Origin of the sequence: Niallia circulans (assembly GCF_003726095.1) — a bacterium.
Lineage (GTDB): Bacteria > Bacillota > Bacilli > Bacillales > Cytobacillaceae > Niallia > Niallia circulans_A.
Genome location: NZ_CP026031.1, coordinates 3,780,858 through 3,800,583 on the forward strand (window position 1 = coordinate 3,780,858; position 19,726 = coordinate 3,800,583).

Consider the following 19,726-nt stretch of genomic DNA (forward strand, 5'->3'; position numbering starts at 1 on the left):
GTCATTTTAAAATTATTAGATTTAAGCCTAAATAAAGAGCCATCGCCCAAATAATAACTGCTGATACTTGGTTAATGTGTTGAATCAGCTTTCCACGCCCGGTGATTTGTCCGATCTTTCTCCCTCCTATTGCCAACAAACAAAACCAAATCCATGAAACACCTATACAAGCTGCAGTAAACATGATTTTCTCCTCTCCTGTATAGGCTAAGGAACTTGTACCGATGACGCCAATAGTATCGAGAATAGCATGTGGATTTAATAGAGAAACAGACGCAGCAAATGCTATTTGGCGGCGTGGAGAAAAGAGTTTTTGTTCTTGCTTGTTCCCCACCACGGCTGCTGTTTTCCACATAGACCATCCCATATAAGCTAAGAAAAAGAAGCCAACAGTAAAAAGCATTGTTCTCACCCATTCAAAGGTAAAAACCACTACTGAAACACCTGCAACTGCTAAATAAATAAGCAAACTATCACAAATACTAGCCGTAATTATGGCCGGTAATACATAACTAAATTTTTTATGCGTTGCTCCTTGATTAAATATAAATATATTTTGAACGCCTAATGGTAGTATTAACCCAAACGCTAATACCATTCCATGTAATAATGGTTCCATCCTTATTCCCCCTTGCTTTATTGAGCATAGCGAAGAATAGGCTATCTGTCTCCATCCAATTGGATGGTTACAAACCCAACCATTTTGTTAAAATAAAAGAAAAAAGAAGGGGGAGCCAACAATTCATGGCAGAAATGGAATGGAAGCCACAAAAGGATTCAACCGTTTCCTTACACCAACAAATTACTACCTATCTGAAAAAGAAAATAATTCATGGAGAATGGACGATTGGGATGAAACTCCCTTCTCAAAGAAGCTTAGCAGAGCAATTTGCAGTCAACCGGAGCACCATTGTTACAGCACTCGAAGAATTGGCTGCGGATGGGTTAATTGAAACAAAAATGGGAAGTGGAACAAAGGTAATAAATAACACATGGAGTTTACTCGCCTCCACTCCGCCTCCTGATTGGATTAGTTATGTTAAATCGAGCATTCATCGACCGAACATCTCCATTATTCAAAAAATTAATAAAGCCGAAGCAAATCCGAATATTATCAGACTTGGTACTGGCGAGCTTTCTCCAAAGCTATTACCTAAGGCACGGATGGAAGAAATGTTTCACCAGAAGGGCAACCTAAGCTTGTCACTTGGATATACCGAGCCTAAAGGAAGTTTAGCTTTGCGACAAGCGGTTAGTTCTTATTTAAAAAAGAAGGGAATTATCGCTACCTCTGAGTCGATCTTGATTGTTTCAGGCGGGCTCCAGGCACTTCAATTACTATCCCTTGGTCTCTTAAAGCGAGGATCAGCCATTTTTCATGAAACACCATCCTATTTAAATTCCATCCATGTCTTCCAATCAGCAGGAATGCACTTATTAGGCCTGCCGCTTGATGAAGAAGGAATCACCTGTCATAGCATTGGACGACTAAAAAGACAGCATCAAGCCGGGCTGTTGTATACAATTCCTAATTATCATAACCCTACTGGCATTGTCATGTCTGAAAGGAGACGAAAGGAGTTAATAGCAATTAGTCAAAAAGAAGCAATACCTATTATTGAGGATGATGTATATGGAGATTTATGGTTAGAAACTCTCCCGCCCAAGCCCTTAAAAGCACTTGATACACAAGGAAACGTTCTCTATATCGGAAGTATGTCCAAAACATTAAGTCCAGGACTGCGAATTGGTTGGATTGTAGGACCTGAACCAGTTATCGAGCATTTAGCCGATATTAAGATGCAGACAGACTATGGTTCAAGCAGTTTATCTCAATTTGCTGTAGAAAGATGGTTGCAAAACGGATGGTATGAGGATTTCTTAACAGAAGTAAGAGCAGAGCTAAGACTGCGAAGAGATTTTACAAATAATCTATTAAAGAAATATTTCTCTGATATTGCTGAGTGGACAGTACCTAATGGTGGATTCTACATCTGGCTGAAATTAAAACCAATGATATCTTCACGTAAGCTATTTGAGATTTCTCTTAAAGAGGGAATTCTTATCAATCCAGGGATCGTATACGATAAAGCAGATGACCGGCATCTGCGAATATCCTACTCCTATGCTTCATTAGAAGAATTAGAAAAAGGATTAATAACCTTAGCACAGCTTATCAGCAGGGTAGCAAAGGGATGATTCTACCGAGGAGCCCTCAGTAGAGTCGACCCTCTGCGGTCAATAAAAATTCTTGCAAATAAGCGGTATTGGCTATGTTCTTATTGCATTCGCTACTATCTATACAAATCAGGTTTCCGATAGCCTTGTAATAATCCGCATTTTTAGGTTTCTTGTCTTTGGTAATCGTTGAAAAATAGGCAACCTCTCCAAAGCTATTGCAAAAGGAACAAATATTTTTTTTATTAGTCGGGGTCATTTTCCCTTCCATCCCTACTAATTTTCCATCTATTTCATAAATGATATATTTTCTATTAGATTTTCCATCTATCCAGCTTAAATAGGTTAATTTATGAAGGTCCATTGTTGCGAAATCAGGTAATCTTAATTTCTTTTGCTTTGGGAATAATTTTTTTAACTGTTGTTCTGTAATTTTTGGAAATGGCAATACATACGTTGCAAGTCGCTCTATATATTGTTCATATTCATCCTTTGTTTTCCATTTGGAAATATTCAATAACTCTTGCTGAGAGCTTGTTGCTTGTGGAAAAAGCTCAAATATTTTCGCCTGAGCTAAGTCGATTACTGCAGCTAACACTGGTTTAGGTAAACTTTTATTCATACTATCTTTAATGTTGGAAATTTGCTTTTTGATAAAATTCAATTGTTCATTTTTTATAAATGGTTCTGTCATTTCATTCTCTCCTATTAATGGGATGTTCTCTCTTCCTATTTTAGTAAAGACACTCTTTTTCTAAAATGGAAAAGATGACTAAGAAACGATTTTTACATAAAAAAAACACTGATGAAAGCTCACCAGTGCTATTCTTTATTTTTATGTGAATAGACGATTTTCTTAATTGTTTCTGTGGAGAGATGGTATTCCTTCGCTAATGCTTGAATGCTGCTTCCATTTGCAAAGGCAGCTTTTATCGCATTATTTCTGCGATCCAGCATTAGCCTTCCCCCACTTGAAGTACCCCACTTCTTATGGGCATTTTCTTGCTTTGGAATATACAAGGTCTCGCCCTGGATATATTTTTGAATTTCCAAAATAAGCTTTTCAGGTAAAACATTCATTGCGTTCGTATACTTCAATTTTGCCCGCTCCCTTATTTTTTATTTTTGTCTAAAATAAGGTGCAAAGCCAAAATATTAGTCAGCGATAAAATTAGTTGTTTCGCCCCATGCAAAGTATCGCCTTTCTAATAATAGGCTTTGCATGAGTGGAAGTAGTATCAGACAATCGTATGTGATTCTCCAACTGTAAGCACCCCCTTTTTCATTATTATAGCTAATTTTATCAAGTGTTTACATGAAAATTTCAAAGAAGCGCTTCTGCCAGCAGTGTATAGGATTGCATTTTTTCTTCAAAATCATAAATGTTCGTAATAATCATCATTTCTTCGGTTTGGTAGACTTTACTTAATCGGAGCAGCTCTTCTTTAACTTTTCCAGGGGTTCCAATGATGGCCCGTTTGCGATTTTTTCTTATGATTGCTTTATCTTCTTCCGAAAGCACTATATTTTTTGCCTCTTCCTTGGAAAGAAGGAAAGTATCTTGTCCTTTTTCGATTGCTAACAGCCATAAATCTTGGCTTAATGCCATTTCTTCGGCTTCTTCTTGGGTAGGTGCACAAACAACAAATACACATACATTTGCCTGCGGATTTGCAAGAAAACTAGACGGCTGGAAGTTCTCTCTATAATGTTGCATGGCAATACTTCCGCTAATCGGGTTTATAAAGTGGCCATAAGTAAAAGCAGTTCCCTTTTCAGCGGCTAATCTAGCTCCCCGTTGTGAGACACCGAGCATCCACATTTCTGGCTGCGTTTCAACAGAAGGATAAGCTTGAACCTCATAATCAGGCGAAGAACCTATAAGAAATTCTTGAAGTGCCGTTACTTGGCGAGGAAATTCATTTAGGCTTTTTCTAATCCCATCTGTAAGAGCCAAACGAGTTGGGGTAGACCCACCTGGAGAACGGCCAATTCCTAAATCGATTCGATTCGGATAAAGTGCTTCTAACACTTTAAAATCTTCTGCAATTTTAAAAGGACTATATTGGGGCAGTAAAACGCCCCCTGAGCCCACACGAATTCTGTTTGTCTGAGCAGCAATACTCGATATAAGTATCTCCGGGGAGGTACCAGCGATGCCATTTGAGTTATGATGCTCCGCAACCCAAAAACGAGTGTAGCCAAGCTCCTCTGTTCGTTTTGCCAATTTAATGGTATTTGCAAGAGTCATGCTCGCATTCCCATTCTTACTTATTACAGATTGATCAAGTACACTTAATTTCACTTAAATACCTCCTTTCTTTTTCACCAAACTTCCTTGGCAATTAGCTCATATGACTTTATTCGTCTATCATAGCTATTAGTAATGGTTACAATCATGATTTCATCAACACTGTAGGCAGACTGCAACTCAGCTAATTGTTGTTTCACTTCTTTTGGGTTTCCAATCATCATCTTTTTGCGCATTTCTTGTATTCTTTCTTTCTCATCGCTTGTAAAAGAATAATTTCTTGCTTCTTCAAGAGTGGGAATCCCGTTATTTTTTTCGCCTTTATCTGTTTGGATTTTCGATAGGAACCAGCTTAAAGCAAGCTCTTCTGCTAGTTCGGAGGTTTCTGCGCAGATAACCGATACAGTTATGATAGCTTGTGGTTTTTGGAGACCGCTGCTCTGTCGAAAAGCATTTCTGTAAGTGTTGACAATCTCGATTCCATCTTTGTCACTCATAAAATGGCCAAATGCATAGGCAGTCCCATAACTTGCTGCTTGAATAGCACTTTTTTCACTTGTTCCGAGAATCCACGGAACAGGAGGAGTATCCGGAAAAGGATGGGCTGTTATTTTTGAAAACATCTGATCTGTTGGATAATTATTATATAAAAAATGGAGAAGATCTTTAATTGAGTTAGGCATATTTCGGACATTTTCTAAGAAATTCCCAGAAAGAGCTATCGAAGCTTCGGCAGATCCACCAGGTGCCCGTCCTATTCCTAGATCAATCCGATCGGGAAATAACGTTGCAAGCATATTAAATGTTTCTGCTACTTTATATGGTTTATAGTGTGGCAATAGTATGGCTCCTGCCCCAATTTTGATCTTTTCTGTATTGGCTCCGATATACCCAAGCATCACTTCTGGGGCAGAACTAGCAAGACCAGGGAAATCATGGTGTTCTGCAATCCAATATCTTGTGTATCCCAATTTTTCGCCCAATTGAGCAAGCTTCATCGATTCCTTAAGTGCCTCCTGCGCACTCTTCCCAGATAGTACAGGTGCTTGGTCTAAAATACTTAATTTCATAGAGATAACCGCCCTTTCCGTTTATAGAAGCAAAAAAACAGATCGCTCTATCCACTTAACGGTGATCTGTTTTGCTAAACCCCTTCTAAATTTATTCCACTTCCATTAATTCTAAAAAGAAATCACTCGTACTGTATTCATCAGAGAAATTAGTATAGGAGGTGGAATACTGATTAATTTCCCCTCTAAATTTCAATGATGTATCAGGAATGCTGACATCGAATACATTCTCATATAAAAACTTCGTAACTACGTGGTATTCTTCCCCACCTCTTACTTTAAAATCAAAGCTTACTACCGTTAACAGCTTCTCTGATTTTTTACTTTTCACTTTTGCCTCTTTAAAATTTGAAACCGTTAATGCAAAATCATTTAAGAAAACCTTCTTAGCCATTCTAATCGCTCCTTGTTTAGAAAGTGAGGAACGGGTTTCTACTTACTGAGGTCGGGCTAATTGATCTCAATAGAGCCGTCCTTCTGCTTTCCTATTTTTACTGTTATCTCTGTTCCTTTTCCTATTTGGCTTTTGACTTGGATTTCGCCTTTATGCAAGTCTATGATTTTTTTGACAATAGAAAGACCGAGGCCGTTTCCTCCTGTATTTCGACTTCTTGATTTATCTGCTTTATAAAAGCGTTCAAATATATGCATGAGCGAATCCTGCTCCATGCCAATTCCTGTATCTTTTATTTTAACAGTAATAATCTTATTCTCCGATTTAAATGCCTTGACTGTTATAGTACCTCCTTTTGGCGTGAATTTTATACTATTATGTAGTAAATTAATCCACACTTGATCTAGCATTTCTTCATCTGCCATAATTGTTACGTTCGCAAGGGAGATATCCATATCTATTTCTTTTTCTGTCCATTGTGGTTCATTGGCAAGAATAATTCGACGAAGCTGTCGATCTAATCGGTACTCTTTTTGCTCCAAAGGTAAATGTTCCGATTCTAAAGAGGTAAGTTTTAATAGATTTTCACTTAATTTGGACAAACGGATGCTTTCCATTTCAATGATGTCCAAATAGTGATTGCGCTCTTGTGGACTCAAATCATCATTTTTCAAAGCATGAGCAAACCCACTAATAGAGGTTAAGGGAGACTGAATTTCATGAGACACATTGGAGATAAATTCCTGACGCATTTCCTCCATTTCTCCTAATTTTTCTGCCATATGACTAATGTTTGTTACTATTTGATAATAAGGATGATCATTGTCACCTTCTCTAAACTGATTTTTATAATAGGAAAGGTCAATATTAAAATTTCCTTCTGCTATCATTTTGATTGCTTGAATGATTGGGTATAAGTGTTTATCCTGTTTGGATCTAATCCACGGGATTTTTGAGATAACTGCTATTATGCATCCAAAGAGAAAGAATCCGGCAATGCAATTAATTAATTGTCTGATGAATTCGCTTGGTGTTACTTGGATTGCTTCATAAAACCATGCTGTTAACCAATAGGAGAAGGAACAGCATACCATTAGAAAAATAATAATTGCAAGAAAGCCTGCTATTCTTTTCATCCATTGTGAGAACTTCACTATTTAACCTCCAATCGATAACCAAGACCGCGAACTGTCGTTATTTTAAAGGGACAGTCCTCTTGGGCAAATCGCTGCCTTAGACGTTTTATATGAACATCAACGGTGCGCTCATCCCCCTCATAATCATAGCCCCATATATCTTCAATTAATTGTTCTCGCGAAAAAGTTTTCTTTTGATGGGTTGCAAGCTTAAATAATAATTCAAATTCCTTTAAAGGTAATGTACTTTCATCATCTCCAATAGAAATTTTATAGGTGTCTCGATTAATCACGACATTTCCTATCTTAATCTGATTGGAAACATTAATTTGGTAGCGCTTGAGAAGTACCTTCACCCTAGCAACTAGCTCAGCAGGAGCAAAGGGCTTCACTAAGTAATCGTCTGCTCCAAGTTCAAATCCTTTCACTTTTTGTGATGTTTCTCCTTTTGCTGTCAACATCAAGATTGGCATTATCTCTGTATAATAGGTTCGCACTTCACGGCAAAGTGTCCAACCATCCATATTCGGCATCATAATATCAAGGATAATTAAATCCATTTTTTCTTGCTCGAGTATAGACATCGCTGCTTCTCCATCTTCTGCCTCCACAATAGAGAAGCCTTCCTTTGTTAGAATGACACGGATTAATTCTCTAATATGTGGATCATCATCTACGACTAGTATTTTTGCCATATTATCATTCCTTTTAAAAAAATAAGGAGAACCGCTAATTTCATAGCCGTTCTTCTTCATAGATTATTCTTTATTCTACCATTTAATCCTTCAAAAAATTATGCGCGTCTCATATAAGCACGTACGGTAATCGGTGCAAAAATAGCTACTATTACGGCTGCTCCAATAAGAGAGATTGTGAAATCTAAGCCAATTGTTCCTGCGTTTGTTAGATCCCTAACTGCTGTAACTAAGTGAGAGATAGGATTAATTTTTACAAACCACTGAAGGAAATTAGGCATTGTGTCTGCTGGAACAAAGGCATTGGACAGAAATGTTAATGGAAACAAGACAATCATAGAAATTCCTTGTACACTAGAAGCAGTTCGTGAAATAACACCCAAGAAAGCAAAGATCCAACTGATTGCCCAAGAACAAACAATAACAAGAATTCCTGCCAAGATCACAAAACCTATACCACCATCTGGTCGATAACCCATAATATATCCCATCGTAAACGTAAGAGTTGTGGCAATGGTATAGCGAATAGTATCAGCAAGCAATGCTCCTGCTAAAGGAGCAATTCTGGCAATCGGCAAAGACTTAAAGCGGTCAAACACTCCTTTATCCATGTCCTCCCTGAGCTGGACACCTGTTACCACTGATGTTGTAATAACAGTTTGAACGAGAATTCCCGGAATAATAACCGGTAAATAGTTTTGCACATTGCCAGAAATAGCTCCGCCAAAAATATACGTAAACATAAGAGTAAAAAGAATCGGCTGTAAGGTAACATCTGATAATTGTTCAGGTGTACGCTTTATCTTAAGCAAACCTCTATAGGCCATTGTTAATGAATTTCGCACTGCTTGACGAAAAGTGGAGTTTCTGTAAACTTTTTGTTCTCTGGTTGGTTTTAATGTAGTACTGCTCATACTAATCCCTCCCCTTTACTAGATTTATCTACATTTGCATTAGAACCAGTAATAGCTAGAAATACTTCATCTAATGTTGGCTTTTGCACACTTAATTCAGCCAATGGAATGCCAGCTGTCTTTAATGTCATAAGCAAATCGGTTACTTTATCCGCATCAGCCATTGGCGCTGTAATTTTTCCACCTTCTGCTGATACAGCTGATTGAACGTTAAGCACACGTTCCACAATCAGGCGAGCTTCCTGCATATTTTGTTCATTTTGAATACTTAAGTGTAAGGAGGAAGTCCCGATAGACCCCTTCAACTCATTCACTGTACCTTCTGCGACCACTTTTCCATGATCGATGACCGCAACTCGATCTGCAAGTTCATCTGCCTCTTGCAAGTACTGTGTTGTCAGCAGGACTGTTGATCCCCCTTTTACTAATTTCCTGATTGTCTCCCACATTTGATTACGCGTTCGTGGATCAAGTCCAGTAGTTGGTTCGTCTAAAAAAATAAGTGGCGGCTGTGCAATAAGGCTTGCAGCTAAATCCAGTCGTCTCCGCATTCCTCCTGAAAAATTTTTCAATGGACGTTTTGCTGCTTCTGTTAAGCCAAACTCTTCTAATAATTCCATTGCTTTACGTTTTGATTCAATACGCCCTAAACCTAATAACCGAGAAAAAATGATTAAGTTCTCTGTTGCGCTTAGGGATTCATCAACAGACGCATACTGACCTGTTACACCAATTAATTGGCGAACTTGCTGTGGCTCCTTTCCTATATCGTAGCCGAAAATCTTTGCAGAACCTGCATCTGCCTTCAACAAAGTTGCGAGCATTCTAATCGTAGTTGTTTTCCCTGCTCCATTAGGACCAAGTACCCCATAAATAGAACCTGTGCGAACCTGTAAATCCACACCATCTACAGCGCGATTATCGCCAAATACTTTTACCAGCCCTTCCGCTTCCACAGCCAGTTCTCTACTATCTATAATCTTTTTATTATTAGTCACTTGATTCAAAGTAAATCCTCCCTCTTTCATCTTATGTAGTGATAATAAATTACAAATATGAACTAAATATGAACTGGAATAAAGAGACGGATCGAAGCAATGCCAGAAGTCTTTTTGGAATGAAATAGACCTTTATTATCAATATTCCTATCTTTTTTGAAATAAGCGCACAAAGACGGTTCTACCGATGACAATTATATTAATTGCTCTCAGTAGAACCGTCTTTTGACTGCCTTGGCCTTAAAAGTCTATATTTTCTTCACAAATTCCGATTTTAATTTCATTGCTCCAAACCCTGCAATTTTACAATCAATATCATGATCGCCGTCTACTAAGCGAATACTTTTTACCTTTGTTCCTTGTTTTAAAACTGATGAACTCCCTTTTACTTTAAGATCCTTGATAACCGTAACGGTATCTCCATCATTCAAAACATTTCCATTTGCATCTTTGATAACTTTGCTATCATCATTTGCCTCTATATTACTATTGAATGTCCACTCATGTGCACATTCCGGACAAACTAAAAAAGTTCCATCTTCATATGTATATTCAGATTCGCATTTTGGGCAATTAGGCAAGGTGCTCATTATTTTATTCCTCCACTGGTTAATTTGTCTTTAAAAATATTATTATAACAAAAAGAAGGAAGCACCCCTATGCTTCCCTTTTCATTAATCTACAGAGGCAGAAGATGCAGCTGCTTGGTCCGCCTTTACACAATCAATTGCAACAACCAATGCAATGAGTATTGCTTCCGTTTCTTCCTTCAGTATCTGCACTTTATAGCTATCGCCCCAGGTAAACCACTCTTTGCTCACCCTGCCGACTTCTTCCTCATTCTGAAAAACACGGAAATCCATATCCCACCAATTCCCACTTACTTCAATGCCAGCAGCATCAATGGTGTAACGTGCTTTAAAGAAAGAAAGCTCTTTGTTAATCGTTAAAACATTTTCCCCATTGATTTCGATATAAAATTTCGGTAAAAGGCTAAAGACCTTTTTGGTAATTAGGGCAATTTCATTATTATTTGTATCCTTTATGGAGAAGGTTTTAGGGATTTTAAAAAAACTTCCTTCCACATAATAAACATCTTTTTCCTCTTGATCCTTGACTGTAAATTTTTCATTAAGGCTAAAAATCTTTTGCTTCATATAGAGTTGTTTCATTCAGTGCCTCCATAATTAAAATAGTATCCTTTTCTCTACGAATAGCTGCCATCTGCTAAAGCTACTTTCGTATAAAAGAGATGTTATCCTTATATTCAACACTTTATGACATAATACCTTTCTCATTCACTCATTAAAGCAGTGACATACAGCCAGTTAAATTGTTGTTTATCTTTTTCTATTATTTATTTTGATTTCTCGATAAAATTCCCTAATTCAATTCATTTATTTGTTCAGTTAGCTACATTTCAGCTGAATGAGTTATTTCATTTGTTGCTTCAAAACTATAATTTCATCTATAAATGGACCTAAAAAAGAGAAGCCCTTTGTATAGACTTCTCTTTATCTAGTTATGCTATCTACTCCACCTTGTCACTGCTGCTGTCATGCTAGAAATCACCATTTTTCTCTTTAAATCATCGGAACCTATTTCTCATCATAGAAGACATTAGAAAATTATACTGATTGCATCCGATTCTTTTACAGATGACTTACAAAAGGGACCCCACTTTAACAAGTCTTTCCATGCAAGTATTATAAGCTAACTTGTGGTTGTACAATGGTGCGCTTTAGGAATTCCTTCGTACGTTCTTGTGAAGGATGGTGGAAGATTTGTTCCGGACTTCCCTCTTCCGCAATAACGCCCTTGTCCATAAAGATAACCCTGTCTGACACTTCCTTCGCAAACTCCATTTCATGTGTTACCACTATCATCGTTAGGCCAGAATGTGCGAGCTCTTTCATAACCTTTAATACTTCTCCTACCATTTCTGGATCAAGAGCTGATGTAGGTTCATCAAATAGCATCACATCAGGATTCATGGATAAGGCTCTTGCGATTGCCACACGCTGCTTTTGACCGCCTGATAATTGTTTTGGCTTTGCATTAATATACTTGTCCATTCCCACAACATTTAAGTAATGCATTGCTACCTTTTCGGCCTCTTCCTTGGAGCGTTTTAAAACTTTTATTTGTCCTACTACACAATTGTTCAGTACGTTATGATTGTTAAATAAGTTAAATTGCTGAAATACCATTCCTAAATTTTTTCGGTAGACCGCAACATCATGTTTCTCATCCAGTATATTTTCGCCATGGTAGAGTATCTCCCCGCCACTTGGCTTTTCTAATAGATTTATACACCGAAGAAGCGTTGATTTACCAGAACCAGAGGAACCGATGATCGAAACTACTTCTCCTTTATTAACAGAAAAATCAATATCTCTTAATACTTCATGTTTCCCATAGGATTTATTCAAATGCTTGATATCAATAATTTTGTTGTCCAACCTTATTCACCTTCTTCCTTATTTTAGTTTAGCCCTTAATGGTTGTGCATCTGTTCCGATAACAGTGTAGCTATCGGACCCTTCTAACTTTCTCTCCATATATAACAATATTCTCGTAACAATAAAGGTCATTACAAAGTAAATTAGACAAGCTACAAAGAATGATTCAAAATACTTAAAGTTATTTCCAGAAATTGATTTTGTTACAAAATATAATTCGGTAACAGAGATAACATTTAATACAGATGTATCCTTAATATTAATAACAAATTGGTTACCAGTTGCAGGTAAAATATTACGGATGACCTGTGGCAATACAACGTTCCACATTGTCTGCACATGATTCATTCCAATCGCATGTGCTGCTTCAAACTGCCCTTTATCAACAGAAATAATTCCCCCTCGAACGATTTCTGCCATATAGGCACCTGTATTAATGGAGACTACAATGATTGCTGCAGCAAAAACATTCATGTCTATACCAAATGCTAGCGCAGAACCATAATAAATCACCATTGCTTGAACAATCATTGGTGTTCCACGGAAGAATTCAATATAGATAGACAGGATGATATTAATTACTTTTAAAATAAACTTTTTTATGCCGCGTTCCGGTGTTGGAATAGTGCGGATAACTCCCGCAATAAATCCTATAGCAGCTCCAATAATGGTCCCTATCAAGGCAATGATAAGCGTTAACCCAGCACCACGAAGAAACATCGGCCAGTTTTCTGATATTATTTTAACGATCCACTCAAGACTCATTTTTTCTCCTCACTTACTATATAAAACCGCCTGTATAAAGATATACAGCCGGTTTTTTTCTTTTTTATTCTGCTGCTGGTTGATTTTTGATTGCATTATCCATCAAGCTTGTACGTTCTACCTCTGGGATATCTGCTAAGATTTTATTAATCTTCTCTGTTAAATCACTATCCTTTTGCAGCCCTACAGCAATGGATGTGTCTTCTTCTGATGTTTTAAATCCTTCCTTAAATTCAACCATTGCAAATTTATCATTTGCAGTTGATGCACTAACTGCTTCAGGACGTTCTGATACGTAGCCATCTATAACACCAGATTCTAAAGCAACCCTCATAGCTGGGAAGTTATCCATTGCTGTCTTTTTTTCTACCCCTTCAATTTGGTCAATGACAGAATAGTGAAAGGTATTTAGCTGTGCCGTAACTTTAGCGCCTTTAAAATCCTGGATAGAAGTAGCCTTTTCATACTTGCTGCCTTTTTTCACTACCATTACTAAATTTGATTTATAATAGCTATCTGAAAAGTCAACTGTTTCTTTACGTTCTGCAGTTGGTGACATCCCTGCTATAATAGCATCTATTTTCCCTGAAACTAACGCTGGTACTAGCCCGTCCCATTCTGTTTTCACAATGACTAATTCTTTTCCAAGACCTTCAGCCACTTTTTTAGCAATTTCCACATCATATCCACTAGCATATTCTGAAGACCCTTTGATTTTAACAGCTCCATTAGAATCATTGTTTTGTGTCCAGTTAAAAGGAGCATATCCCGCTTCCAGTCCTACTCTAAATGTATTGTCATCTGATGATCCAGAAGCTGACTTATCGCTTGTTCCACAGCCTGCCAATAAAAGCATGGCTGAGACCATTAAAACCATCATCATTAATAATTTGTTTCTCATGTTGTCTCTCCTCCTATTTTTCTTTCAATCTACTAAAACAAAAAAACGACCTGAGATCAACTCAGGTCGTAGTATATGCAATAGCCCTAAAGTCCTCTCTTTATCCCAAATGAGATAGCACAACTCAATAAACTAGGCGTTTATTGAGACAGTCCTGCAGCTCTTAACTACAGACCCAGCATGTAATACGGAGAAATATTACAAACTTCGGCGACATTTCCTTCTCCTTAGCATCATAGCTTCTCAAACTCCACTAAAGACTGTTAAATATCGCGCCTCTACCTCACTGTAAAAAAGTGAGGTCTTATTCAATTAATTTTAATAGTACCGTATTTTGGCAAGATTCGTCAACACGTTTTTCCTTTCTAGTTTTTTCCTTATTTAATTTCACCCTGTCTTGTTAAAAAAATTTTTCCTGTGAATTATTTATTCTTTAACGCCTCTGCAAGTTTCCTTAAAGACTGATATTCCTTTATTTGATAATTCCTTCCGTCCTTTTGTAAATATTGTTTTTCACAAAATTTTGTAAGCATGTATAACAAATGGCGATAGGATACCCCTAAATAATCACAAACAATTACATGTTTCTCCTTATAAATTCCATTGTCTGCCGTTTGCAAGATAAAATCTGCAAGTCTATTTTCAAGGGGAAAAGCGAGAGTTTGCGAATACTTAGCTGCCATTACTGTTGCCTTTTCACTTAAAAACCTTGTAAGCTCACGCAAAAACTTAGCATCCTCCAATAATTTTGTTCGGTAATAATAAAATGGAAGAGCAAAACAAATAACTTTAGTTGATGCTTGTATGCCCTTTGTATAATACACATCATGCAGTAATTCCATTTCGCCAATATAGTCATTTGCATTAATGAAATTTATTAAAGATACCTTTCCATTTTGATGTGTTACATATATTTTCGCTTTTCCTTCCATTACAAAAAATAAATAATCCGGTCTCATTCCTTCTTTTATAATCCATTCATCCCGCTGATATTCATGAATTTCTATATATTCTTCTACTTGGAAAGAAAATAGATCAGCAATTGAAGTCCTTGTTAAAAATTGCTGCTTTTTATCTTCTTTGTAAATTTGCATCTTCTGCCTCCATAAATAAGAGATATCTCCTATTATTTATCTTTACTTCTATGATACCATGCTAATGAATGAGGAGGATAAGAATGAATACACAACGATGGATGAGTACACGTTTTTTTAGTTTTTTTATGACTTGGGGAATATTCCTGCCTTATTGGTCTGGCTGGTTAATTTATACAAAAGGAATCTCCGTCTCACAAGCCAGCTTCATTATGAGTCTTGGCTTAATCGCTAGAGGGCTGTCAACATTATTTGCCTTTCCTTATTTGTCGGAGAAATTTAGTAGTAAATTGTTATTAAATATCATGGGAGTCGGCACATTTGTCTCTATTTGTGGTTATATGCTAACAGACTCTTTTTCCGGTCTATTACTCGTAACGGTTATTTTACATCTGTTTTATCCAACTTTAATGCCAGCTTTAGATAGCGCAGCAAGTGTCCTTGTGCAGAATAAACAATTAAAACACTATGGGAGAAGCCGCCAATGGGGATCTATTGGGTTTGTTTCAGTAGGAGTCATATTAACTATTTTCACCGGAAAGTTTGGGGATGAGATCATTTTTTGGGCGCTCTTACTAGGGATTATTGGGTTCGTAGGTCTTAGTTTTATGAATGCACCTGCTATTTTAGCGAAAAAGCCACAAATTAAGCCAACAGAAAAAATAGGTTTGTCTCAACTATTTCGCATCAAGCATTTCATTTTAGTACTTGTTATTGTCATTTTGCTTCAAGCAGCTCATGCTACATATTACAATTATGGCTATATTTTTCTTCAGGATATACACGCACCTATTTATCTCATTGGAGTAATCATTAACATAGCCGTCATTGCCGAAATCGTCTTTTTTTCCATAGCAGATAAACACTTTAGTAAGTTCTCTGTCGGTACGTTATTGGCGGTAGCAGCAGCGGGTTCTTCTCTGCGATGGATATTCATTTTTGCGTTTCCTAATGTCATTGTTTTCTGCCTGGCGCAAACTTTACATGCCTTTTCGTTTGCAATGGGACATTATGCCTTTATGAAATACTTAATTAGCAACATTTCACAGGCACAAATTCCCAAAGCACAAGGGATATATTCAGCTCTGGCTCTAAGCTGGAGCACTGCCGTATTCACCATACTTGGAGGCTTTTTATACGAAATAGAACCAAGGTATGCCTTTCTTGGTATGCTCGCTTGCAGTCTGCCCGCAATGATCGTTGCACTGATTTATCAAAGGCTAGAGCAGCGAAAACAAGTTCGGATTTCTAATTGATATACCCTTCAAAACAGCTTCACTGTTCCTTCACTTAAAAAGGATTGGCCGCTATGATGGACCAATCCTTTAGTCATTATTTTGCCTTTTTAGATACTCTTACAACGTTAAAGATGCTGGCTGCTAAACCACCCCAGAGGATGATCATTCCCACTATCATCATAGTGATTGCACTAGCTGACATATTAAGCAACCTCCTTATTTTTGTCTAGAGCTATTTTCGCATTCCATTTTTTTCTGGATAGAAGAACTCCAATAATGATGCTTAGCGCAACCACAAGCACACCGGCAGACAGAATCAATTCTGTTGGATATCCTCCATAATTTTCTCTTAAGTTTTGGCGAATATTATCAAACATCATATAGCCTAGAACAATAGGTGTTATAACACTTAAACAAAATTTCCACCATGCACCAATACGCAAGTCAGAAATAGCATTCGTATGTGACTGTAATCCGTTTAATCCTCTAAAGAACCATGCAATTAAGATTACTTCTACAAATCCTGCCGTAACAATTCCAAAGTTATTAATAAAGTAGTCCACTACATCCAGTAAATATAAACCGCCATTTGTTGCGAAAAGCAGGGAGATAACTGTTGCAGCAATTCCGCTTGTTAATACTGCTTTTGTTCTTGATACATTAAATTTCTCTTGCACACCTGCTATAAAGGTTTCAACGATTGAAATCATGGATGTCAAACCGGCAAAAACAAGAGAAAGGAAAAATAATACCCCAAATAATCCGTTCATACTAGGAAATTCATTGATGATGCTTGGGAAAACCACAAATGCCAGTCCAATTCCACTGCTGACTACATCTTGGACCGCCACACCTTGTTGGTTAGCCATAAATCCAAGGGCTGCAAAAACACCGATCCCCGCTAATAATTCGAATCCAGAATTTGCAAATGCTGTAATAAACGCATTATTATTGATATCTGATTTTTTTGGTAGATAGCTAGAATAAGTAATCATGATGGCAAAACCAATCGATAAAGAAAAGAAAATTTGCCCATATGCGGCAATCCAAACTTTTCCGTCCAAAATCATATCCCAGTTTGGCTTAAAGAAAGCATTCAAGCCTTGGGCAGCTCCATCTAATGTTAAGGCACGAATAACGATTATCAAAAACATCACAATAAGAACAGGAAGGAATATCCTATTTAATTTTTCAATTCCTTTAGAAACTCCACGATACAATACAAATAACGCTACAACCCATACAAAAAGTACTGGAATGACAATACCAGGAACTAACCCGCCAATCGTTCCAGCTGTATCTGCTCTCTTTAAAACATCATTGAAAAAGAAACTTTCCGGATTTGAACCCCATTGGGTCCCAAATGAATAAATAGTGAACTTAATAGCCCATGCGACAATGACAGAATAATAAGTACAGATGACAAAGGCAATTAACAACTGCCACCAGCCAAGCCACTCTGCCTTTTTATTTAAACGGAATAGAGAAAGTGGTGCGGAACCACGAAATTTTTGTCCGATAGTGAATTCTAATATTAATATTGGGATACCTGCTGTTAAGATCGCAAATAAATAAGGTAAGAAAAATGCTCCTCCCCCATTCTCATAAGCAACTGCTGGAAACCTCCAAATATTTCCTAAACCAACTGCTGAGCCTACAGCCGCCATGATAAAGCCATAGCGTGACCCCCATTGCTGACGTTGTTCCATAAGATGACCTCCGATTAAACTATTTTTTGAAAAGATTCAGATAGTTTAGTTTTTTGCATTCTATTAATATAGGTGTTATTTGCATGAATGTCAAACTACTTTTTAAAGTTTTTGTCGAAATTTAGGTGGTTATTTTTCCCACCCTTTTATATAGTAATCATCCGCAGACTGAATAAACTTTGCCTTCCATGGGGCGAGCCCTCGTTTGAAGGGAATCTCGAACTATCTCGCAGCTCCCATAAGAATCTATGTGTATTCAATCTGCTCCGTTTTTTTTTAACAATCTTGACTGCGAACTGTTCTAAAGTCTTTGTCAGTCCTTCTTTGCTTCATATACCTTCAAGGATTTCCCTTTTATCGGCGTATTCTTCATCTTTTCGAGCACGATTCGTCCTTTATCATTCAAAATCTCTACATAAGAAAAAGTATCCATGATCGTAATAATCCCAATATCCTCTGCTGATACCCCATCTATTTTTGCAATTGTTCCAACAAAGTCGACTGCTCGAAGCTTCTTTTTTTTGCCGCCATTAAAGTATAATTTCATAATATGCTTATTTAATTTTTCATTTTTTGCCTTTTTAATCGCCGGCTCGATATTCTTTTTTACCTCAAAGTCAGACCGCTTATCGGCAATTTCCTCCTCTGTAGGAACAGCCATTATAGGAATTTTAAAGCCAATATATTCTTCTATCTCCTGTAAAAACTTCTCTTCAAACGGAGTCATGAAGGTAATGGCTCTGCCTTTTTTACCTGCCCGTCCAGTCCTTCCAGTACGATGAACATAGCTTTCCTTTTCTAAAGGAATATCATAGTTGATCACATGGGTGATATTATCAATGTCAATGCCCCTTGCTGCTACGTCTGTCGCAATTAGATAGCGGAATTCTCCTCTTTTAAAATCATTCATAACATCTAGCCTATCTTCCTGTACCATCCCGCCATGAATTTGATCACAGTTATATCCTAAGTCCGTTAATTGGTCACTCAGCATGTCCACCCTATCTTTTGTCCGACAAAAGATAATACAACTATCAGGATTTTGTACAATCGTTACGGCTTGAAGAAGAGAGAATTTTTCTTTTTCGTCTACTTTTATAAGCGTATGGTCAATTTTATCGGTAGTCAGTCCATTTGCCTTGATTTCAATGTCAATAGGTGTTTTCATATACCGTTGCGATAGCTCTTTAACTGCCTCCGGCAACGTTGCTGAAAACAACATAGTTACTCGTTTTTTTGGTAAAGCCTTGATTATTGCCTCTACCTGTTCAATAAATCCCATGTTTAGCATCTCGTCCGCTTCATCGATCACAAGATAGTTCACTTTTTCTAAGGTCAATGTTCCTCTCTCGATATGATCTAATACGCGACCTGGTGTACCAACTACTACATGTGTTTTTTGTTTTAATTCTGTTTTTTGGATGGCAAACGGCTGCTTTCCATATACAGCTGTTGCTTTAATCCTCTTCAGTCTTCCTATATCAATAAAGTCATCTTTGACTTGAACAGCAAGTTCCCTTGTTGGCGTTAATATTAACGCTTGTGGTTTATTCTCTTCCCATTCCACTAATTCACAAATAGGAATTCCATAGGAAGCTGTCTTACCACTTCCGGTTTGAGATTTTACGACGAGATCAATCTTCTCTAACACAAGGGGGATAACTTTATTTTGAACCTCTGTTGGATTTTTATATTCTAAACTATCTAGAGCTTTTACTATTTGATTACTTAAATTAAATGCATGAAAACCTTTTTCACTCATAACAAAGCCTCTTTTATTTTGGATTATTCTTTTATTATTTCCGTAAGCTCCTATTATACGCTATTTTTCACTTGATTCTCCTTGAATATTTAGAATGACAATTTTAAATGAATATTTTTCTCATTCACTCATCTAAATTTGCTAAATACGCTTGCCGAA

General features: G+C 37.2%; 21 protein-coding genes and 1 riboswitch. Of the genes, 2 read left to right on the plus strand and 19 right to left on the minus strand.

The genetic code is table 11. The annotated features are described in order from the left end of the window. Position 1: 1 nt before the first annotated feature. Positions 2 to 619, minus strand: coding sequence for a LysE/ArgO family amino acid transporter (locus C2I06_RS18020; protein WP_095329358.1), 618 nt, complete (start codon positions 617 to 619; stop codon positions 2 to 4). Between the two features lie 125 nt (positions 620 to 744). Between C2I06_RS18020 and C2I06_RS18025 the strand changes: the two genes are divergently transcribed. Continuing rightward, positions 745 to 2,199 (plus strand): aminotransferase-like domain-containing protein, encoded by a 1,455-nt coding sequence (locus C2I06_RS18025; RefSeq protein ID WP_123258580.1) that lies wholly within the window; start codon positions 745 to 747, stop codon positions 2,197 to 2,199. A gap of 16 nt (positions 2,200 to 2,215) precedes the next feature. Here C2I06_RS18025 and C2I06_RS18030 read toward each other — a convergent pair whose 3' ends face one another. The 15 genes from C2I06_RS18030 to yeiL all read right to left on the minus strand — a co-directional run bounded on the left by C2I06_RS18030 (position 2,216) and on the right by yeiL (position 14,858). Continuing rightward, on the minus strand, positions 2,216 to 2,872 hold the full coding sequence (locus C2I06_RS18030; RefSeq protein ID WP_123258581.1) for a FusB/FusC family EF-G-binding protein: 657 nt from the start codon (positions 2,870 to 2,872) through the stop codon (positions 2,216 to 2,218). 128 nt (positions 2,873 to 3,000) lie between these two features. Continuing rightward, positions 3,001 to 3,276, minus strand: a complete 276-nt coding sequence (locus C2I06_RS18035) for a CD3324 family protein (RefSeq protein WP_095329355.1) — start codon at positions 3,274 to 3,276, stop codon at positions 3,001 to 3,003. Positions 3,277 to 3,502: 226 nt separating this feature from the next. After that, entirely contained in the window at positions 3,503 to 4,483 is a 981-nt protein-coding gene (locus tag C2I06_RS18040; protein WP_095329354.1) for an LLM class flavin-dependent oxidoreductase, read from the minus strand. 20 nt (positions 4,484 to 4,503) lie between these two features. Continuing rightward, positions 4,504 to 5,499, minus strand: coding sequence for an LLM class flavin-dependent oxidoreductase (locus C2I06_RS18045; protein ID WP_095329353.1), 996 nt, complete (start codon positions 5,497 to 5,499; stop codon positions 4,504 to 4,506). A 91-nt stretch (positions 5,500 to 5,590) separates the two neighbouring features. After that, positions 5,591 to 5,893 carry a DUF3219 family protein gene (locus C2I06_RS18050; protein WP_123258582.1) on the minus strand — a complete coding sequence of 101 codons (303 nt, stop codon included), beginning with the start codon at positions 5,891 to 5,893 and terminating at the stop codon, positions 5,591 to 5,593. Between the two features lie 56 nt (positions 5,894 to 5,949). Beyond that, positions 5,950 to 7,047 (minus strand): sensor histidine kinase, encoded by a 1,098-nt coding sequence (locus C2I06_RS18055; RefSeq protein ID WP_095329351.1) that lies wholly within the window; start codon positions 7,045 to 7,047, stop codon positions 5,950 to 5,952. Next, positions 7,047 to 7,724 (minus strand): response regulator transcription factor, encoded by a 678-nt coding sequence (locus tag C2I06_RS18060; RefSeq protein WP_095329350.1) that lies wholly within the window; start codon positions 7,722 to 7,724, stop codon positions 7,047 to 7,049. Before C2I06_RS18060 ends, C2I06_RS18055 begins: the two co-directional genes overlap by 1 nt. Before the next feature lie 98 nt (positions 7,725 to 7,822). Beyond that, the gene (locus tag C2I06_RS18065) at positions 7,823 to 8,638 is read right to left on the minus strand and encodes an ABC transporter permease (protein ID WP_095329349.1); all 816 of its coding nucleotides are present in this window, start codon (positions 8,636 to 8,638) and stop codon (positions 7,823 to 7,825) included. Beyond that, positions 8,635 to 9,645 carry an ATP-binding cassette domain-containing protein gene (locus C2I06_RS18070; protein WP_095329348.1) on the minus strand — a complete coding sequence of 337 codons (1,011 nt, stop codon included), beginning with the start codon at positions 9,643 to 9,645 and terminating at the stop codon, positions 8,635 to 8,637. The genes C2I06_RS18065 and C2I06_RS18070 overlap by 4 nt, the downstream gene beginning before the upstream one ends. 239 nt (positions 9,646 to 9,884) lie before the next feature. Next, positions 9,885 to 10,226, minus strand: a complete 342-nt coding sequence (locus C2I06_RS18075; RefSeq protein ID WP_095329347.1) for a zinc ribbon domain-containing protein YjdM — start codon at positions 10,224 to 10,226, stop codon at positions 9,885 to 9,887. Positions 10,227 to 10,310: 84 nt separating this feature from the next. Continuing rightward, complete coding sequence (locus C2I06_RS18080; RefSeq protein WP_095329346.1) at positions 10,311 to 10,808, minus strand: LURP-one-related/scramblase family protein; 498 nt, start codon at positions 10,806 to 10,808, stop codon at positions 10,311 to 10,313. Between the two features lie 534 nt (positions 10,809 to 11,342). Then, positions 11,343 to 12,098 carry an amino acid ABC transporter ATP-binding protein gene (locus C2I06_RS18085; RefSeq protein WP_095329345.1) on the minus strand — a complete coding sequence of 252 codons (756 nt, stop codon included), beginning with the start codon at positions 12,096 to 12,098 and terminating at the stop codon, positions 11,343 to 11,345. A gap of 18 nt (positions 12,099 to 12,116) precedes the next feature. Beyond that, positions 12,117 to 12,863 (minus strand): amino acid ABC transporter permease, encoded by a 747-nt coding sequence (locus C2I06_RS18090; RefSeq protein WP_123258583.1) that lies wholly within the window; start codon positions 12,861 to 12,863, stop codon positions 12,117 to 12,119. A 64-nt stretch (positions 12,864 to 12,927) separates the two neighbouring features. Next, the gene (locus tag C2I06_RS18095) at positions 12,928 to 13,764 is read right to left on the minus strand and encodes a transporter substrate-binding domain-containing protein (protein ID WP_123258584.1); all 837 of its coding nucleotides are present in this window, start codon (positions 13,762 to 13,764) and stop codon (positions 12,928 to 12,930) included. A gap of 107 nt (positions 13,765 to 13,871) precedes the next feature. Further along, positions 13,872 to 14,053, minus strand: a riboswitch (Lysine riboswitch). Positions 14,054 to 14,186: 133 nt separating this feature from the next. Next, a complete protein-coding gene (gene yeiL, locus C2I06_RS18100) occupies positions 14,187 to 14,858 on the minus strand; it encodes a transcriptional regulator YeiL (RefSeq protein ID WP_123258585.1) in 672 nt (223 codons plus the stop codon). Positions 14,859 to 14,941: 83 nt separating this feature from the next. On the opposite strand from yeiL, the gene C2I06_RS18105 reads away from it, so the two are divergent. Further along, complete coding sequence (locus C2I06_RS18105; RefSeq protein ID WP_123258586.1) at positions 14,942 to 16,114, plus strand: MFS transporter; 1,173 nt, start codon at positions 14,942 to 14,944, stop codon at positions 16,112 to 16,114. A gap of 76 nt (positions 16,115 to 16,190) precedes the next feature. Here C2I06_RS18105 and C2I06_RS18110 read toward each other — a convergent pair whose 3' ends face one another. The 3 genes from C2I06_RS18110 to C2I06_RS18120 all read right to left on the minus strand — a co-directional run bounded on the left by C2I06_RS18110 (position 16,191) and on the right by C2I06_RS18120 (position 19,567). Further along, positions 16,191 to 16,298, minus strand: coding sequence for a methionine/alanine import family NSS transporter small subunit (locus C2I06_RS18110; protein ID WP_123258587.1), 108 nt, complete (start codon positions 16,296 to 16,298; stop codon positions 16,191 to 16,193). A gap of 1 nt (position 16,299) precedes the next feature. Beyond that, positions 16,300 to 17,805: a sodium-dependent transporter gene (locus C2I06_RS18115; protein WP_095329340.1), complete on the minus strand. Its 1,506-nt coding sequence runs from the start codon at positions 17,803 to 17,805 to the stop codon at positions 16,300 to 16,302. 313 nt (positions 17,806 to 18,118) lie between these two features. Then, positions 18,119 to 19,567, minus strand: coding sequence for a DEAD/DEAH box helicase (locus tag C2I06_RS18120; RefSeq protein ID WP_095329339.1), 1,449 nt, complete (start codon positions 19,565 to 19,567; stop codon positions 18,119 to 18,121). Positions 19,568 to 19,726 lie beyond the last annotated feature (159 nt).

What these genes read in the sequence shown, in the direction of transcription:
- C2I06_RS18020 (WP_095329358.1), bottom strand. Translation starts at nt 619, where the DNA reads ATGGAACCATTATTACATGGAATGGTATTAGCGTTTGGGTTAATACTA.
- C2I06_RS18025 (WP_123258580.1), top strand. Translation starts at nt 745, where the DNA reads ATGGCAGAAATGGAATGGAAGCCACAAAAGGATTCAACCGTTTCCTTA.
- C2I06_RS18030 (WP_123258581.1), bottom strand. Translation starts at nt 2,872, where the DNA reads ATGACAGAACCATTTATAAAAAATGAACAATTGAATTTTATCAAAAAG.
- C2I06_RS18045 (WP_095329353.1), bottom strand. Translation starts at nt 5,499, where the DNA reads ATGAAATTAAGTATTTTAGACCAAGCACCTGTACTATCTGGGAAGAGT.
- C2I06_RS18050 (WP_123258582.1), bottom strand. Translation starts at nt 5,893, where the DNA reads ATGGCTAAGAAGGTTTTCTTAAATGATTTTGCATTAACGGTTTCAAAT.
- C2I06_RS18060 (WP_095329350.1), bottom strand. Translation starts at nt 7,724, where the DNA reads ATGGCAAAAATACTAGTCGTAGATGATGATCCACATATTAGAGAATTA.
- C2I06_RS18065 (WP_095329349.1), bottom strand. Translation starts at nt 8,638, where the DNA reads ATGAGCAGTACTACATTAAAACCAACCAGAGAACAAAAAGTTTACAGA.
- C2I06_RS18075 (WP_095329347.1), bottom strand. Translation starts at nt 10,226, where the DNA reads ATGAGCACCTTGCCTAATTGCCCAAAATGCGAATCTGAATATACATAT.
- C2I06_RS18080 (WP_095329346.1), bottom strand. Translation starts at nt 10,808, where the DNA reads ATGAAACAACTCTATATGAAGCAAAAGATTTTTAGCCTTAATGAAAAA.
- C2I06_RS18090 (WP_123258583.1), bottom strand. Translation starts at nt 12,863, where the DNA reads ATGAGTCTTGAGTGGATCGTTAAAATAATATCAGAAAACTGGCCGATG.
- C2I06_RS18095 (WP_123258584.1), bottom strand. Translation starts at nt 13,764, where the DNA reads ATGAGAAACAAATTATTAATGATGATGGTTTTAATGGTCTCAGCCATG.
- yeiL (WP_123258585.1), bottom strand. Translation starts at nt 14,858, where the DNA reads ATGCAAATTTACAAAGAAGATAAAAAGCAGCAATTTTTAACAAGGACT.
- C2I06_RS18105 (WP_123258586.1), top strand. Translation starts at nt 14,942, where the DNA reads ATGAATACACAACGATGGATGAGTACACGTTTTTTTAGTTTTTTTATG.
- C2I06_RS18110 (WP_123258587.1), bottom strand. Translation starts at nt 16,298, where the DNA reads ATGTCAGCTAGTGCAATCACTATGATGATAGTGGGAATGATCATCCTC.
- C2I06_RS18115 (WP_095329340.1), bottom strand. Translation starts at nt 17,805, where the DNA reads ATGGAACAACGTCAGCAATGGGGGTCACGCTATGGCTTTATCATGGCG.
- C2I06_RS18120 (WP_095329339.1), bottom strand. Translation starts at nt 19,567, where the DNA reads ATGAGTGAAAAAGGTTTTCATGCATTTAATTTAAGTAATCAAATAGTA.